The sequence below is a fragment of the Micromonospora sp. NBC_01405 genome (assembly GCF_045040155.1).
GTDB lineage: Bacteria > Actinomycetota > Actinomycetes > Mycobacteriales > Micromonosporaceae > Micromonospora.
The window spans coordinates 2,797,243-2,813,445 of record NZ_CP109532.1 but is presented as its reverse complement, the minus strand read 5'-3'; the positions used below and the strand labels follow the sequence as shown (position 1 = coordinate 2,813,445).

Sequence of the window (16,203 nt, the reverse complement as noted above, 5' to 3'; positions counted from 1 at the left end):
GGGGCCGGCTGTACTGCCTCAGGCGGGGTCGGGTGGCGGGCTCGGTACGACCGCCCTCACCTGTCGGAGGGAGCCCTGTCGCCATCGGACGCGTCGGCCGGGGTGGCCCCTTCGGCGTCGGCCGAGGTGGCCTCCCCGCTGTCGAGCAGGCGGGTGAGGGCGCCGTTGGCGAGGGTGGCGCCGAGCGCCGAGCCGGCGGCGATGCCCCAGCCGACCGGCCCGAGCGGGGTACAGCCGAAGAACTGGCTGACCCCCGGGGTCTGCACCACGAAGACCAGTACCCCGACCGACGCGGCGGTCGAGGCGAGCACCGTCGGGCTGGTCCCGCCGGCGAGCACGGTCTGCCCGAGCTGGGTGCCGATCAGCGAGGCGAGCGCGACCGTACCGGCCCGGCGCTGCCGTCCGGTGTATCGGGCGAGCGTCCAGCCCACCGTCGCGCCCAGCGTGGTGGACGCCGCGCGCAGCGCGATCTCCCGGTTGAGGGTCGCGCCGAGCGAGGTGTCGGGGCCCTCCCGCAGCAGGTGGTCGGCGTGGTCGGAGGCGGGCGGCCGGACCGCGATGGCCAGCGCCGGCGCGAGGTCGGTGAGCAGGTTGACCAGGAGCAGTTGCCGTCCGGTGAGCGCCGAACGGCCGGTGTGGGCCGCGCTCAGCACGCTGAACGCGATCTCGCCGAGGTTGCCGCCGACCAGGATGCTCAGCGCGTGCCGGACCGACGACCACATGGCCCGCCCCTCGACCAGGGTGGCGATGATCGTCTCCAGCCGGTCGTCGGTCACCACCAGGTCGGCGGCGGCCCGCGCGGCGGGGGTGCCGCGCTGGCCGAGGGCGATGCCGACGTCGGCCAGCCGGATCGCCGGGGCATCGTTGGCACCGTCCCCGGTCATCGCCACGGTCCGGCCGCACTTCTGCAGCGCCTGAATGATCCGGACCTTGTGGGCGGGGGTGCAGCGGGCCACCACGTCGGTGCGGGTGAGCAGCTCGGCGAGCGCGTCATCGTCGAGGCGGTCCAGCTCCGTGCCGGTGGCCACCCGCTGCTCGCCGTGGTCGGGGCTGATGGTCGACGCGATCGCCGAGGCCGTCGCCGGATGGTCACCGGTGATCATGATGGTGTGCACCCCGGCCTGTCGGATCCGGCGGACGGCGGGCGCGGCGGACTCGCGTACCCCGTCGGCGAGCGCCAGGAAGCCGACGAAGACCAGGCCGTCGACCTGCTCGTCGGTGACGGTCTCCCCGGCGACCCGGCGCTCGGCGACGGCCAGGATGCGGTGCCCGGCACCGGCCCGGTCGGCGAGCATCCGGTGCAGCTCGTCCCGGCCGGCGTCGTCCAGCGGTGCGTCGCCGCCGTCGGCGGTACGCCGATCGGCGCACCGCGGCACCACGGTCTCCGGCGCGCCCTTGACGCTGAGCAGCAGGCCGTCGCCGGTTCTGCCGACCGTGGCGTGGTAGCCGCGGGACGGCTCGAAAGGCAGCCCGCCCACCGCCCGCCAGCCGTCCGCGCCGACCAGCTCGTCGACCCCTGCCAACCCGGCGCCCCGGCGGACCGCCCGGTCGGTCTGCTGTGGCAGCTCGTCCGGGTCTCCGGCCGGGGTGGCCCGCAGCGCGACGGCCAGGGTCAGCCGTAGCGAATCGTCCAGCCGGTCCGGCGGGGCGTACCGGGTGCCGCCGCCGTCGCCCACGCCGGCGAGCAGCAACCGGCCCTCGGTGAGGGTGCCGGTCTTGTCGAAGCAGAGCACGTCGACGCGGCCCAGCGCCTCGATCGTGCGCGGGTTGCGGACCAGCGCGCCGTGCTCGGCCAGCCGTCGGGCCGCGGCGAGCTGGGCGGCGCTGACCAGGAACGGCAGCCCTTCCGGCACCGATGCCACGGCCAGGTTCGCGGCGGTCGCCGCCGTCTCCGCCAGGGGTACGCCGCGCAGCAGTCCCGCCCCGGCTACCGCCACCGCCGAGCTGGCGGCCAGCGGGATCGCCGAGCGAGTCAGCCGGCCGAGCCGGGCCTCCACCCCGCTCGCCGGGGGCGACTGCCGGGCCAGCGCCAGGCTCCGCCCGGCCTCGGTGCCCGCGCCGGTGGCCACCACCACGGCCGTGCCGTGACCGGTGGCGATGGTGGTGCCCTCGTACAGCATGGAGCGCCGGTCCGCGACGGCGGCGGCGACCACCGGGTCGGAGGTCTTTCCCACCGGCAGCGACTCGCCGGTCAGCGACGACTCGTCGGCCTCCAGGCCGTCCGTCGCCAGCACCCGGCAGTCCGCCGGTACGGCGTCGCCGGGCCCGAGCACGATCACGTCCCCCGGGACCAGGTCGTCCGCGGGCACCGGCCTTTCCTCGCCGTCCCGGCGGACCCGGGCGGTGACCGCCGAGCGGGACAGCAGCTCGGCCAGCGCCCGTTCGGTGTTGCGCTGGTGCACCGCCCCGACCAGGGCCGACCCGGCCACCACCCCGCCGACGAGGGCCGCGTCGACCAGCGAGCCGAAGCTCGCGGAGAGCACCGCGCCGGCGGCGAGCACCGGCGTGAGCGGGTTGGCCAGCTCGTCGACGAAGGCGCGGAGCAGCCCGGACGGGCCGGTCTCCTCCCCGGCCCTGCCACCGGAGCGGCGCTCCGCCTCGGTGGAGTCCAGGCCATCGGCGTCGGTGTCGAGCTGGCGGAGCACGGCGTCGGCCGGCATGAGGTGCCAGGCGGTCACGGCCGGAACCGGGGAGTCGGCGCGGTCCCGCAGCCGACCCGCCCGCCACACCCCGTGCAGGAAGGCCAGGGCGGCGGTCCCGTTGACGGTGTTCAGCGACAGTCTCGGCAGCCTCCGGGGCTCGGCCGTGAACGCCCCCAGCGCGGCCAGGCCGGTGCCGGCCATGGACAGCCGGATGTTCTGTTCGGTCATTCGGCGGGCCACCCCGGCCGCCTCGATGATCAGCGCGGCGATTCGCAGGTCGGTACCGACCAGCAGGTGCGCGCCCCAGGGCGGCAGGTCCTCCGGGCCCGCCAGCCCCAGCCCGCAGTCGGCCGCGCCCAGCGCCGCCCGGTCGGCGGAGAGCAGCATCACCACCGCGCCCTCGCGCTGCAACCGGCGGACGGTCTCGGCGGTCCGGGTGCCGCCGGGCAGCACGGCGTCGGCGAAGGCGTACCGGCCGTCCTCGTCGCCGGCCACCACCAGGCGCAGGCCGGCCCGGCGGGAGGCGGTGGGCAGCGCGTCCATGGCCGGGGCGGGTTCGGGCTCCACCCGGAGCAGGGCGGCCAGGCGGTCCCCCTCGGCGAGGCCGAGCAGGGTGGCACCGTCCGCCCGCATCCGCCGGCTGTCGTCGGTGTCGCCCGGGTCGGTGGCGTCGAGCTCGTCCAGCGGGCCGAGCCGCCACCCGTCCGCCTCCCGCGTCCGGTCCGGGGCGGCGGGGTCGAAGAGGGCGAAAGCGCGGGCCGCCACCTGTCCGGTGTCCGCCCCGGACAGCGGGGCCAGATCGGCCAGCACCCCCCGGTTCGAGCCGAGCACCGCCGTGTCCAGCACCACCGTGTCGATCCGATCCAGTTCCCGCAGCACGCTGCGATCCATGGCGATCACGCCGCGCCGGGCGAGCATCCGGCCGAGCTGGGCCGCGTATCCCTCGCGGCCGCTGCCCGGGGCCTTGGGGAGGCTGGACAGCGCCACCGCGGCGGCCCGTTTGGGGCCGACCACCGGCACCGCCGCCGCGCCGGCCGCCGCCCCCGCGGCGAGCATCCGTTGGGCGAACCGCTCGACGAGGCCGTCCGGCTTCGGGTTCGGCCGGCCGGCCGTGGGCGCCCGGGCGACGGCCCGCTCCGGGTCGCCGGTGAGCTGGGGCTCGGCCTTCGTCCAGGCCACGAGCTGGGCGTGCGCCTCGCCCCACCGCACGATCCGTTGTGCGCCGTCCAGCACGATTCCGGTCCAGCCGCCGGTCAGTCCCTGGACGACCGCCTCGGCGAGCGGGAAGAGCAGTTCGGCGCGGGGATCGGCGCGTAGCCCCCGACTGGCCAGGGCGTGCAGCTTCGGGTGCAGGTCGACGGCGGCGAGCACCCCGGCCACCTCGGCCGGGACCGGGGTGAACGGCAGGATCCGGGTGGCCGCCGACAGGGTCAGGCCGAGCGCGTCCGAGGCGAGCGCGCCGAGGGTGCGGGGCGTGCGCGGCCCCTCCTCCGGCGGGTGCGGCGGGGGGATCTCGGGGTCCGGCTCGTGCTCGCAGGTGCGTTCGCACCGGGCGATCGTGGCGATCAGGTCGCGCAGCCTCGGCTCCGGATCCCCGACCTCCACCACCACTCTGCCCGAGGGGGCGTTGACCCTGGCCCACCGCACGCCGGGCAGCAGCTGTAGCTCCCGCTCCACCTGGCGGGCCAGTCTGTCGCCGCCGTCCTGGCAGACGCCGTGCACCTCGATGTGGTGCCGCCCGGGCCGGGACCAGACCCGGCGTCGGGCCAGGCCCGCCAGCCGGGCCAGCCGGGCCGCGGCGGCACCGGCGGTACGCGACGCGTCGCCGACCAGGTGCGGGACGGCTCGGGACGCGTCGCCGACGAGGTGCGGCACCGCCCGTGACGCGTCGCCGACGAGGGGTGGCACCGCCACCGACGGCAGGAGGCGGCCGGTCACCCGGCCCAGCAACGTCATTGAGCGGTACGGCCGGAGATCGGCCGGCCGGGCCTCCCCGTGCCGCCGTTGCCCCCACCGTGCCCCATTTCGCCTCCCACGCTCGGTCCCGGCGGGCTGCCTTCCCGCCCGTACGCCCGTTATTCCCCGTCGGCGGGAGTTTCCGCAGTCGGCGGGGACGGACCGGAGCGGGTGGGACCCGGTGGACGCCGAGACTCCGGTCACCTCCGACTTGACTTCCATCGGGGTTCAGGGCGGAAGCTGGCCGCATGTCGTGGGAACTGTTCAGGCCGCAGGCGGGCCGAGGGCTGCCGGGGGGCGGGTGTCGTCGTCGGGACGCGTCACGGCGGGCCCCGGACCGGGTGTCCGGTACGGCCGGTCGCCGGTGACCCCCGTGGTCGCGTGCCAGGTCACGCCGGAGCGCCTGTTCGCCCCGCGCCTGCGGGCCATGACGGTGGGCGTGGTGGCCCTGGTCTCGCTGGTCGCGTTCGAGGCGCTCGCCGTCGGCACCGCGATGCCCACGGTCGCCCGCAACCTCGACGGGCTGTCCTGGTACGGGCTGGCGTTCGGTGGCCCCTTCGCCTCCGGCGTGGTGGCCATGGTGGTCTCCGGCATCTGGTGCGACGCCCGGGGTCCCCGTGCACCGGTGTGGCACGGGGTGGGCTGGTTCGTCGCCGGGCTCCTGCTCGCCGGTACCGCGTCGACCATGGGCGTGCTGGTGGCGGGTCGGTTGGTGCAGGGCTTCGGCTCCGGCCTGCTCTCGGTGGCGTTGTACGTGGTGGTGGGGCGGGCGTACCCGGAGGCGCTGCACCGGCGGATCTTCGCCGCATTCGCGGCGGCCTGGGTCGTACCGTCGCTGGTCGGGCCGGCGCTGGCCGGGCTGATCGTCGAGCACCTCGGTTGGCGCTGGGTCTTCCTGGCGGTGCCGGCGGTGGCGGTGCCGGCGGTGCTGCTCATCCAGCCGGGCCTGCGGGCCGTCGTCTCGCCCGCCGTCCGGCTGGCCGCGGGCGTGGCGGCCCGGGTCGGTTGGGCCTGCGGGGCGGGGGTGAGCGCCGCGCTGCTGCACTACGGGGGGCAGCAGCGCGGCGCGTCGGCGGTCGGCCTGGTGGTGGCGGCGCTCGCCGGCCTGCTGTGCTGCGCCCCACGCCTGCTGCCGGCCGGCTTCCTGCGGGCCGGCCGGGGCCTGCCGACGGTGGTCGGGTTGCGCGGTCTGGCCTCCGCCGCGTTCGCCAGCGCGGAGATGGTGATCCCGCTGATGCTCTCCCGGGAGCGCGGGCTGTCGCCGACCGAGGCGGGCCTGCTGCTCACCGTCGGGGCGCTCTCCTGGTCGGCCGGGTCCTGGTTGCAGGGCCGGCTGCCAGCGCCGGGCAGTGCCCGGGGGAGCGGGGGTCGGGCGCGGCTGCCCGTGCCCGGTTCGCCGGCCGTCCTCGTACGCGCCGGGCTGGTCTGCATCGCCGTCGGGACGGCCACGGTGGCGCTCGCGGTGTGGCCGGCGGTGCCGCTGCCGGTCGGGGTGCTCGGCTGGGCAGCCGCCGGGCTCGGAATGGGGCTCCTGTACCCGTCGCTGTCGGTGCTCACCCTGGAGCTGTCGGCCCCCGGCGAGCAGGGGCGCAACAGTTCGTCCCTGCAACTGGGCGACTCGCTGTTCGCGGCGTCGGTGCTGGCGCTGACCGGCGCGGTGCTCGCGGTCGGGTCGGCGCCGGGCCCGGGCAGCTACACCACTGTTCTCGTGCTGGCCGCCGCCCTGGCCGCGTTGGGCGTCCTCCTCGCCGGACGGGTGGTTCCGGCTCAGGCCCGGCCCCCTGGATGACGGAGCCGTTCCACCGTGCCCCGGACGGGCACCCGTAGCTGGGTCGACACGTACGGGGGAACCCGCCGGAGATGAGAAGTCCACTCGTTCGCCGGCTGCCTACGGTTGCCCCATGCTGGTTCTCGTCACCACCGTGACCCTTTACGTCTGCGGATTCGTGTTCCTCTACGGGGTGATCCGGATCGCCGTCCGGCACGCCTTCGAGGACTTGGAGGCCCGCCGGCCCGGCCTGCTCCGCGCCGAGGAAATCGCCGCCGCCGGGGACCGGACGTTCGTCCGGGACAACTCGTTCATCGCCAACGGCTGACGGGCCGCCCGTTCCGACCGGGGTGGAAACGGGTCCAGTGGGTCGGCCGCGACGGGCCTCCGCGAGCACGGGGGGACGGGGTGCGAGGATCCACCCGTGATAGGAACGCTGAAGACCGAGCCCGCCCGGACCCGACTCGACCTGCTGGCGGCCCCGGTGGCCGCCGCGATCGGGCAGTGGTCCGCCGACACCCCGGTGGGCGTCGACGACGTGCTGGTAGCGCCGATCGACGCTGGCCTCGCCGATACCGCCGAGTTCTGCGCCGCGTACGAGGTGGGGCTGGACGTGTCGGCGAACTGCGTGGTGATCGCGGGCCGGCGCGGGGGCGAGGTGCGGTACGCCGCCTGCGTCGTGCTCGCCACGACGCGCGTGGACGTCAACGGGATGGCCCGCCGGATGCTCGACGTGCGCAAGGCGAGCTTCGCCCCGATGGCCGACGCGGTCGAGGTGACCGGGATGGAGTACGGCGGGATCACCCCGATCGGGCTGCCCGAGGACTGGCCGATCCTGGTCGACGCCCGGGTCGTCGCCGCCCCGCACGTCATCATCGGCTCGGGTGTGCGGCACAGCAAGATCGCACTACCGGGGCCGGCCCTCGGCGCGTTGCCCGGCGCGCGGGTGGTGGAGGGCCTGGCCAAGCCGGCGTGAATTTCAAGTCTGTCGATGTTGTTGCACGTGAAACATCGTGATCTTCGATGTCAGCGGGCGCTCGACTCGCGCTGCTCCACCTCGGTCAGGGCTGCCAGCAGGGTCTGCGGCTCCTGCGCCCCCGTGACCGCGTACTTCCCGGCCAGCACGAACGTCGGGACGCTGGTCACGCCCAGTTCCCGCGCGGCGGCCAGCTCGGCGGTGACCTCCGACGACCCCTCCCCGGAGTCGAGGAAGGCCCGCACCTCGGCCTCGTCGAGCCCCACCCCACCGGCGAGCCGGGCCAGTGCCACGCGCGATCCGACATCCACGCCGTCGGTGAAGTGGGCCCGGTACAGGGCGTCCACGGTCTCGGCGGCGAGGCCCTGCCGGGAGGCGTACCAAACGAGCCGGTGGGCGTCGAAGGTGTTGGCGGCGACCGCCCGGTCGAAGTCCAGCCGCAGCCCCGCGTCCGCCGCGACACCGGTCACGTGGGTGAACATCTGCTCGACGCGTTCCCGGCTACCGAACTTCGCGGCCAGTCCCGACACGAGAGGCTGTGGGGTCGGCACCGGCGACGGGTCGAGCTGGAACGGCCGGTACCGGACCGTCACCTCACCGTCGTACGACTCCAGGGCCTGCTCCAGCCGGCGCTTGCCGATGTAGCACCAGGGGCAGGCCACGTCGGCGTAGATTTCGATCTCCATGTCCGGGGACAACCCGCCAACCGGCGCGACTGTTCCCGGACGTGACGCGAAACGGGCGGACGGGTCGTACCGGCATCGTCTCCCGACGGAGCCGACCCGTTCCGTACCGGTCCACCCACACCGGATCGGTGGGGTTCGCGGCGTCAGGCCGCGGTCTGCTCCCGGACCTGGCGCTTGAGTCGGGCCAGGATCGCCGTGCCGCCCCGGACCCGCAGCGGGCTGATCACCTGGGCCAGCCCCATCCGCTGGTACAGGTCGTCCGGCACGGCGAGCACCTTTTCGGCGCTCAGCCCGGCCAACCCCTCGGCGAGGATGCCCGCGAAGGCGCGGGTGGTCGGCGCCTCCGGCGGGCAGTCGAACCAGGTGGTCACCGTGCCGTCCGGCGCGACCTCGGCGCGCAGGAAGAACGCCGTCTGGCACTCGGGGACCTGCTCCATGCCCTCCCGGCCGGCCAGTTCCTCGGGCAGCGGCGGGATGACGTCGGCGTACTCCAGCAGCATCTCCAGCACCACGTCGCGGGGTGCGGAGGCGAACTCGTCAACGATCTCGGCCAGCTTGGTCGGCATCTCGGGCATCCAGTCAGGTTACCGATGTCGCAGAGGCGGGCCACTCCGCCGCCGGAGGGCGTCGGGCAGGGACCACCCCGTCAACGGGTCGGGGCCTGCTCACTGATGTCGCTGAGGGCGGAGTTGGGGTCGAGCTGCATGGCGAGGTCGCCGAGGGAGACGATGCCGACGAGCTTGCGCTCGTTGTCGCAGACGAGGATGCGGCGGACGCCGCGCTCGCGCATCAGCGAGGCCGCCTCCCCGGCGGTCGCGTGCTGCTCGATCATCACCACTTCCCGGGTGACGATCGAGCCGATGGTGGTGCTGGCCGGATCGCTGCGCTCGGCCACCGCCCGGACCACGATGTCGCGGTCGGTCAGCATGCCGGCGAGGCTGGCCCCGTCGGTGACCACCACGTCCCCGATGTCCGCCTCCTGCATCACCCTGGCCGCCTCGTCCAGGGTGGTCTCCGCGGACAGGTAGACCACCTGCTTCGTCATTACGTCGCTGACCCGGTAATCGGTCATGAAAGCCTCCGAATGCGCACCTGTGCCGATTCGGAGACCGGTACCCAGTTTGGCGATCGTTACACCTTGTCGCGCCGGGTGCGCAGCGTCTCGGCCCGCAGCGGCCCGGCCACCACTGGTTCGGGGTCAGGGTTCCACGGGCCCAGGGGCGGTCAGCTCCCGACCGATCAACACCTGCGTCACCAGGTCGGCGGCCTCCCGGCTGCCGAGCAGTTCGGCCCGTGGCACGTCGAGTCGCCGGGCGTCGGCGTACTCGTGTAGCGCGGCCGGTACCGGCTCGCGCGACTGGAGCACGAGGGCCGGCATGGGACCCGGTGTCGACGGCGTGGCCGCCGCGATGGTCAGGTACCGGAGGTACTCCGCCAGCCGGCTGATCAACTGTTCGGCGAACTCCGTCTCGATGCCGAGTTCGGCGCAGCCACGGCTCGCCAGGTCGGCGTACGAGGTGCTGAGCCACCGGGCGAGTTCGTCGAGACTGGTGGCGCTCTCGGCCTGCGAAAGGGCCCGTTCGGCGGCCCCGTCGACGACGTCCTGTCCCAGGCCGGGCGCGAGCGGCGTGACGGCCTTCACGAACTCGTAGGACAACGTCTGCGGCACCACCGGCAGCGGATCGAAGAAGATCAACGCTGGTGGGGTCGAGGTCGCGATCCGGCCGGCGAGTGCGGCGGCGAGCCGACATCCCGCGCAGTACCCGAGTACGGCCACCACCTCCGGTCCGAAGTCGTCGGCCGTCGCGAGCCAGGCCGCGAACTGAGCGTCGGGTTCGACCGGGCTGTCGGTGTTGTCGGCCCAGGCAGCCCGGCTCGGTGCCCGAACGGTGTAGCGGTCCGGAAGAAGCGGGACAAAATCGTCAAAGCCAGCAACTGCACGGGATGCTTCGGCGCTGAAGTCGACCACGAGTAAGACCTCGCCACCGGTGCCGACCTTGAGCGTGTGCCAACCCGGGATGTCCACCAGTTCCGCCCTTCCGACCTGGGCTCAGCAGTTTCGGTATCGCAAGTAATTGCGCTGAGTTACATCCCATGCTACAGATCGCACCGATGGTAGCAGAGCCTTCCCGGCACCCGGGGATACGTCTATATCGGTGATGCATCATGGGCTGCCGGGTGTCCGTATGGCGAGTGTCGGGCGGCCGGTGCCGCGGCGTTCCGACTCCAGATGGGCTCTTCAGGTGACCGTGCTGAATCTCGGGTACCTGCCGATCATGGCATTCTGCGGCGTGCACGTTCCCCTTTCGTTTCTCGCGTCTCAGCTCCAGAAGGTTGTCGATTTCCACCCGCTGACGCACGGCTGGCGGGCCGTCCGTGCCACCCGCCGGGGCGCCTGGTCCGAGGTGTTGGTGCAGCTCGCGTTGGAGGCCTTCGTCGGCGTCGGCTGGTGGTGCCGGCCGCCGTATCGATCAACCGGGTGGTCACCCGGGGTCGCGCCGACGGCAGCCCGGAATTTCGGGGGCCGAGCAGTCGGATGAGACGCACGGTGCTATTCCCGGCCACGCCCGGAACTACTTCGGTCCGTATCGGCAATAACCGAACGCACCGGACCGGTCACCGACGGGGAAGCCCGCATCGGCTCCATTGACAGTGGCAATGCCGGACCCTAAGATCGCCCGCAATGCCACCCTATGAATGCCACACGGTAGATACCGTAGCGGATTTGTTTGCAACCCTGAGTAACGATGCGCCGGAACTCCTCGGGGAAAGCGACCGGCGGGAATTGATCCGGGCGGAGCGGGCCCTGGCGGACGCCGGCCAGTCGGGGCGTTTCGTCGTCGCCCGCGACGCCGGGGCGGGACCGGTCGGTGTCCTCCCGGTCTATCCGGTGGCGCGGCCGTACTCTGCGGCACCCCATCCCCGGTTGGTGCTCGACGGGTCGACGGCGACGCAGGGCTGGCGGACGGGGTGCTACCTCGGGTCGCTCGGCAGGGCACCGGCGATGGTGGCGGTGCGTCCCGGGACGGAGCCGGGGCCGGTCCGCGCGGCCCTGCTGAAGGCGGGCTGGGACCTGGTGACGGAACGGTCCCACCAGCTCGACTTCGCGTGTTTCCCGCTGCTGGACGACGAGTTGTTGGCGGCGGTGTCGCCGTTGGTCGCGGCGGACGACCCGGTACTGGTGGAGAGCCTCGAAGCATTCATCCCGGTGACCTTCGACTCCTTCGCGGGATATCTGGCGGCACAGTCGCGGAGCCGGCGGGAGATGATCCGCAAGGAGCAACGCCGGTTCCGGTCGGCGGGCCTGCGGATCATCGAGGTCGAGCTGTCGGCGCGCCACCAGGAGCTCGCGCCTCTGCTGCGGAACGTGGAGCAGAAGTACCACGTGGCTGGCACCGTCGACCAGTACGCGAACTACCTGGCCGGCATCGCGGATTCGCTGGGCGACCAGACGACCTGCCTGGCGGTGTTCGGCGACGATGACCCGGACGCGAAAGAGCCGGTCGCGTTCACGGTCATCTGGCGGCAGGACGGGGTGTGGCGTCTCCGGTGCTGGGGCTGCGACTACGAGCGGACCGCCGGGGCCTTCGCGTACTTCAACCTGATCGCCTACGAACCGCTGCGGCTCGCGATCGGGGCCGGCGCCCAGCGGCTGGTCCTCGGCCGGGGCAGCCTTGAGGCGAAGCTCGGGCGGGGCGCCGAGTTGTTGCGGTTGACCAGCGTCGCTGTGCCGCTCGGCGCAGCGGGCACCGAGTAGGGGAAGTTCATGTCAATCGACGTCACCGCGCAACTCGTCACCATCTGGCGGGCCGCGCTCAAGAACGACGCGCTCGACGCGGAGAGCGATTTCGTCGAGTTCGGCGGCACCTCGCTGACGGCGGTCCGCATCCGGGCTCTCATCCGGACGGAACTGGCCAAGGACGTCGACCTGCTCGACATCCTTGACTTCCCCACTCCGACGGAGCTGGCTCCCGCAGTCGCGGCGGCGCCCGGCTGGACCGAGCAGCCGGCCCAGCCTGGCTGAGTCGACCAAGCCGAGCCGGTACAGCCGACCAGGCGGGCACGGCCCGGCTGGTCGGTTCCGACCCGGTCCCAACCAGCCGGTCAGGTTGCGCTCGATGTAGTCGTACCGGTAGCGGTTGGTGGTCGAGCCACCGAAGCCGCCCACCCGCGCCCCGATCCTGCGTGGTCGTACCCGGCGTCGGTGAGGAAAGCCCAAGAAACAGCCGTAACGGGGGATCGCACAGCTCCGCTTCACGTTGCGTGAAACTGAATAACTCAGGGTCGAACAGGTCCAGATCCGCAGGGGTGGCTGTTACTGGAAGATAACCGTGAGCAGCGATCGCCTCAGGTGACAGCTCCGGGGAGCGGGCTACCTCGATGGCGAGATGCTCGACAGATTCCAAGCAGCCCTGGAGGGTGTGTCAGAAATCCTGGCCGTTGCTCGCTCGCGGTAGCCGCGCCGCCACGCCGGCAATGGCAATGGCACCACTCCGCATACCCTTGGCTGCGGCCACAACACTCCTCGATAACGAAGCGGGTGAACCGACCGGCGGGCCGGTCAGGCGACGTTAACCACCCCTTCACCTTCCCGTGGAATCCGCGAGCGACCCGGCCTCTCCCCGCCGGTTCCTGGCCGGGCGGCCAGTTCGGGAGCGCCAGCATGCTTGCCGGCCCCACTCGATGCGCGGTGCACGTAATTCCGACGCAACGGCCCAGGGTGCGCGAGGTGCACCGCTACCGCGAAGGGAGTGGCGACACAGCTACCGGGAGCAAGCAACACGCGTTGTGCGGGCCCGAGGATGGCGCGACGGAATTGCGGCCCGCAACAACCCGCAAACTCGGTCCACGCCACCCTCCCGCCGCCCGCACACAGCCGACGCGGACCGCACCCGCCGCCGAAGATTTGCATCAAACCTAGACATCACCGACTGCGCCGAGTTGCAGAACTGAACTGCGTGATGACCCTCGGTTCAGCGATTGACAGCATCCGTAGCGCAACCTACTCTCCATCAGACCAGGGGTGGAGCCTGCGTTCGGTCGCAGAGCAATTGCTGAATGCTTAGGGGTTCAAGAATTGTCGTGTTCGGTTTGATCGAGTTCGGTCGAACATTAGCAACTGGACGAGCGACACCCGGTGTCCGCGCTCGGTAAGATGACTGGCGAATACGAGAAGATGCATAACCGTGGTGCGGATGACGCTCGGGTGGCCCGAGTCCCTGCCGAGTGGGGCGACTGTGAAGGCGACGCTCCCGGCGATGGAGCGCACGCACCGATGAATGGCGTCACGCCGATGGCGCGCGACTCCGGAGCCTGTGCTTCGAGGGCGTCCTGGCCCTCAAGTGACCGCCCCGCCCCGTTCCCGCGGGCCGCCCGCACCCCGCCACCGGCGGTTCCGGGTCGGCCCGTGTCCATCCATCCGCCCGCCCTTGCCGGCAAGTGAGGAGACGTCGTGACGACACCCAGCGGGGACAAGACACCGATCCCCAAGGAAAAGTGGTGGAGTGAGACGGAGAGCCCCAAGGCGTGGATGAGCGTCCGGGACGCCGACCTCTACGAGGCACTGCTGCACCGGGTCGCCGAGCTGCGGGCCGGTGAACCCCTGCGGGTGGTCGAGTGGGGTGCCGGCCGGAGCACGCTCTGGTACACGTCCTTCCTCGCCGCGCTGGGAGTGCCGTACCGGTGGCTCGCCCTCGAACACCACGGGCAGTTCTTCCAGGAGAGCCTCGCCCCGCAGCTCAACCAGCGCCCGGACGCCGTCGCGGTGGACCACGACGACGCCGACACGATCCGGGCACTGCTCGCCGCGAACAACACGGTGGCCGTCGGCTTCGGCGCGGGTGACCTGCGGCCGTTCCTCCCCGGCCGGGAGGCCGACCGGCACGCCGATCTCGACGCGTACGTCTCCCTGCCCCGCCGCCTCGGCCTGGAGTGGGACATGGTGGTCACCGACGGCCGCAAGCGCCGCCGGTGCGTACTGGAGGCTCTGGACCTACTCAACCCGGCGGGCTTCGTCCTGCTCCACGACGCCTGGCGGACCCACTACCAGTGCGCCTGGTCGGAATGGACCAGTGGCCGGCGCTTCGGCGACGAGTGGTGGATCGGTTCCCGGGCCGACACGGACTTCACCGACGTGTTGCCGTGGCACGCCTTCGAGAGGCACGCAGAGCTGCCATGACCGCCGCGACACCGGCCGCCTCCCGGCCCTCCCGGCACGCCGCGCAGGTCGACGCCTGGCTCGCGCGGCACCGCCCGGGCTTCGTGGCGGACCTGATGCACCTGGTCTCGATCGACACCCGGTCGCCCCGGGAGAGCGACGCGTACGACTGGCTGGCCGGATACTTCACCGCGCTGGGCGCCGAGGTGACCGCCGAACCGCGCCACCCCGCCCTCGCCGGGCACGGGGCGGCCAACCGGAACGAGCACAGCACGTTGTCCGCGTCCGAGCGGGCCAACCTGCACGTCCGGTTCCCGGCCGACGCCGGTCTTTCCCGGGTCCTGTTCAGCGCGCACGTCGACGTCGTACCACCGGCCGCCGACTTTCCCGACGGCTTCCGGCCCCGGGTCAGCGGTGACGCGGTGGTGGGCCGGGGCACCGCGGACACCAAGGGCAACATCGTCATGCTCGCGGCGGCGCTGCGCTGCGCCGCCGAACTGGGGCTACCGCTGTCCCGGGCGGTCGAGCTGGACCTGGTGGTCGAGGAGGAGATCGGCGGCAACGGGGCGCTCTCCACCATCCTGCACGGACGGGACGTCAGCGAGGTGGTGGTGCTGGAACCCACCGACCTGGAGGTCCTGCACGGGCACCGGGGCTGTCTGGAATTCACGGTGCGGATCGGCGGCCGGGCCAGCCACATGGGCGGCGACGGGGTGAGCGCGATCGACGGCGCGATGGAGTACATCGCGGCCCTGCGGGGGTTGGAGGCGCGGCTGATGGCCGAGGCCATGGCAGACCCCGACTTCGCCGGGTACGCCCGGCCGATGCAGATCAACGTGGGCCGGATCGCCGGTGGCGAGTGGCACGGTTCGATCCCGGCGCTCTGCTCCGTCGGCGGCGCCTTCGGCTTCCACCCGAGGTACTCGCTGGACGACGTCCGGGGCATGCTCACCGACCTGGTGGCGGGTCTCGGCGACCCCTGGCTGAGGGAGCACACCGACATCCGGTACGAGGGCATCCGTAACGGCGCGTACGTCGGCGATCCACACTCGGCGGTCGCGACCGACCTGCGCCGGGAAGCCCAGGCGGCGACCGGTCGGCAACGGGTGCCCCGGGCCTGGAGCGTGAGCTGCGACGCCCGGCTCTACCACGACCACCTCGCCGTCCCGACGGTCGTCTTCGGCGCCGGCCAGCTCGCCCACGCCCACTCCAGCGCCGAACAGCTGAGCATCGCCGAGTGGTCGCAGGGCGTCGCAACCCTGGTCGGCTTCCTCACCGCCGACCGGGAGGTGGCCCGGTGACCCGGGGCGTGGTGCTCGGCGCCTCGTCCGGCATCGGCGCCGAGCTGGCACAGCGGCTTCTCGGACGCGGTGACGAGGTCACGCTGGTCTCCCGGCGGGCCGTCACGCCCCCACCCGGATCGGCGGGCGTGTCGGCGCCCGCCGACATCCGCGACTTCGGACGCCTCGAACAGATCTTCACCGACGCATGCCGGCGAGGCCCGCTCGACTACGTGGTCAACTGCGTCGGGGTGGGCTTCTACGCCCCGTTGGGCGCGGACAACTCGGCGATCTGGAACGACATCCTGACGGTCAACGTCACCGGCCTGCTCAACCTGCTGTCGGTCGTCGACCGGACCTGTCCGGAGCTGACCCGGCTCGTGCACGTCAGCTCGATGGCCGCGCACCGGGTCTCCCGTACCCCCGGCAACCTCGCCTACTCGGTCGCCAAGGCGGGCGCGAAAACGATCGTCGAGGAGTACCGGCGGTCGCTACGAGCCGACGGCCGGTCCACCAGGGTGTCGATGGTCTCACCGGGCTTCGTCGAGTCGACCGACTTCGGCCGGAACTACTTCTCGCGTACCGGCGACACCGCGCCCCAACCGGACATCTACGGCGGCCACCGGAACCTCACCGCGGCGGACGTCGCGGACGTCGTGGCGTACGTCCTCGGGTCGCCGCCGCACATCGAGTTCCTGGATCTCGTCTTCTGCTCGGCCGAACAACCGGGGTGACCTC

General features: G+C 72.7%; 13 protein-coding genes. 8 read left to right on the top strand and 5 right to left on the bottom strand.

The features are described from left to right. Positions 1 to 56 precede the first annotated feature (56 nt). The gene (locus OG559_RS11700; RefSeq protein WP_405115087.1) at positions 57 to 4,598 is read right to left on the bottom strand and encodes an HAD-IC family P-type ATPase; all 4,542 of its coding nucleotides are present in this window, start codon (positions 4,596 to 4,598) and stop codon (positions 57 to 59) included. A 364-nt stretch (positions 4,599 to 4,962) separates the two neighbouring features. Here OG559_RS11700 and OG559_RS11695 point away from each other — a divergent pair, with 364 nt between their 5' ends. The 3 genes from OG559_RS11695 (at position 4,963) to OG559_RS11685 (ending at position 7,342) form a co-directional block, all read left to right on the top strand. Beyond that, positions 4,963 to 6,387, top strand: coding sequence for an MFS transporter (locus OG559_RS11695; RefSeq protein WP_405115085.1), 1,425 nt, complete (start codon positions 4,963 to 4,965; stop codon positions 6,385 to 6,387). A 112-nt stretch (positions 6,388 to 6,499) separates the two neighbouring features. After that, complete coding sequence (locus OG559_RS11690; protein ID WP_405115083.1) at positions 6,500 to 6,694, top strand: hypothetical protein; 195 nt, start codon at positions 6,500 to 6,502, stop codon at positions 6,692 to 6,694. A 99-nt stretch (positions 6,695 to 6,793) separates the two neighbouring features. Then, the gene (locus tag OG559_RS11685; protein ID WP_405116588.1) at positions 6,794 to 7,342 is read left to right on the top strand and encodes a YbaK/EbsC family protein; all 549 of its coding nucleotides are present in this window, start codon (positions 6,794 to 6,796) and stop codon (positions 7,340 to 7,342) included. A gap of 50 nt (positions 7,343 to 7,392) precedes the next feature. On the opposite strand, the gene OG559_RS11680 is transcribed toward OG559_RS11685, so the two are convergent. The 4 genes from OG559_RS11680 to OG559_RS11665 form a co-directional block, all read right to left on the bottom strand. Further along, positions 7,393 to 8,028, bottom strand: coding sequence for a DsbA family protein (locus OG559_RS11680; protein ID WP_405115081.1), 636 nt, complete (start codon positions 8,026 to 8,028; stop codon positions 7,393 to 7,395). Positions 8,029 to 8,171: 143 nt separating this feature from the next. Then, positions 8,172 to 8,603: a SufE family protein gene (locus tag OG559_RS11675; protein ID WP_396671821.1), complete on the bottom strand. Its 432-nt coding sequence runs from the start codon at positions 8,601 to 8,603 to the stop codon at positions 8,172 to 8,174. 71 nt (positions 8,604 to 8,674) lie between these two features. Beyond that, complete coding sequence (locus OG559_RS11670; RefSeq protein ID WP_405115079.1) at positions 8,675 to 9,100, bottom strand: CBS domain-containing protein; 426 nt, start codon at positions 9,098 to 9,100, stop codon at positions 8,675 to 8,677. A gap of 126 nt (positions 9,101 to 9,226) precedes the next feature. Next, on the bottom strand, positions 9,227 to 10,054 hold the full coding sequence (locus OG559_RS11665) for a hypothetical protein (protein WP_405115077.1): 828 nt from the start codon (positions 10,052 to 10,054) through the stop codon (positions 9,227 to 9,229). A 699-nt stretch (positions 10,055 to 10,753) separates the two neighbouring features. Here OG559_RS11665 and OG559_RS11660 point away from each other — a divergent pair. The 5 genes from OG559_RS11660 to OG559_RS11640 all read left to right on the top strand — a co-directional run bounded on the left by OG559_RS11660 (position 10,754) and on the right by OG559_RS11640 (position 16,199). Continuing rightward, on the top strand, positions 10,754 to 11,785 hold the full coding sequence (locus OG559_RS11660; protein ID WP_405115075.1) for a hypothetical protein: 1,032 nt from the start codon (positions 10,754 to 10,756) through the stop codon (positions 11,783 to 11,785). 9 nt (positions 11,786 to 11,794) lie between these two features. Further along, entirely contained in the window at positions 11,795 to 12,052 is a 258-nt protein-coding gene (locus OG559_RS11655; RefSeq protein ID WP_396671818.1) for an acyl carrier protein, read from the top strand. Between the two features lie 1,428 nt (positions 12,053 to 13,480). Beyond that, positions 13,481 to 14,206, top strand: a complete 726-nt coding sequence (locus OG559_RS11650) for a hypothetical protein (RefSeq protein WP_405115073.1) — start codon at positions 13,481 to 13,483, stop codon at positions 14,204 to 14,206. Continuing rightward, the gene (locus tag OG559_RS11645) at positions 14,203 to 15,486 is read left to right on the top strand and encodes a M20 family metallopeptidase (RefSeq protein ID WP_405115071.1); all 1,284 of its coding nucleotides are present in this window, start codon (positions 14,203 to 14,205) and stop codon (positions 15,484 to 15,486) included. Before OG559_RS11650 ends, OG559_RS11645 begins: the two co-directional genes overlap by 4 nt. Next, the gene (locus tag OG559_RS11640; protein ID WP_405115069.1) at positions 15,483 to 16,199 is read left to right on the top strand and encodes an SDR family oxidoreductase; all 717 of its coding nucleotides are present in this window, start codon (positions 15,483 to 15,485) and stop codon (positions 16,197 to 16,199) included. The genes OG559_RS11645 and OG559_RS11640 overlap by 4 nt, the downstream gene beginning before the upstream one ends. Positions 16,200 to 16,203: the final 4 nt, after the last annotated feature.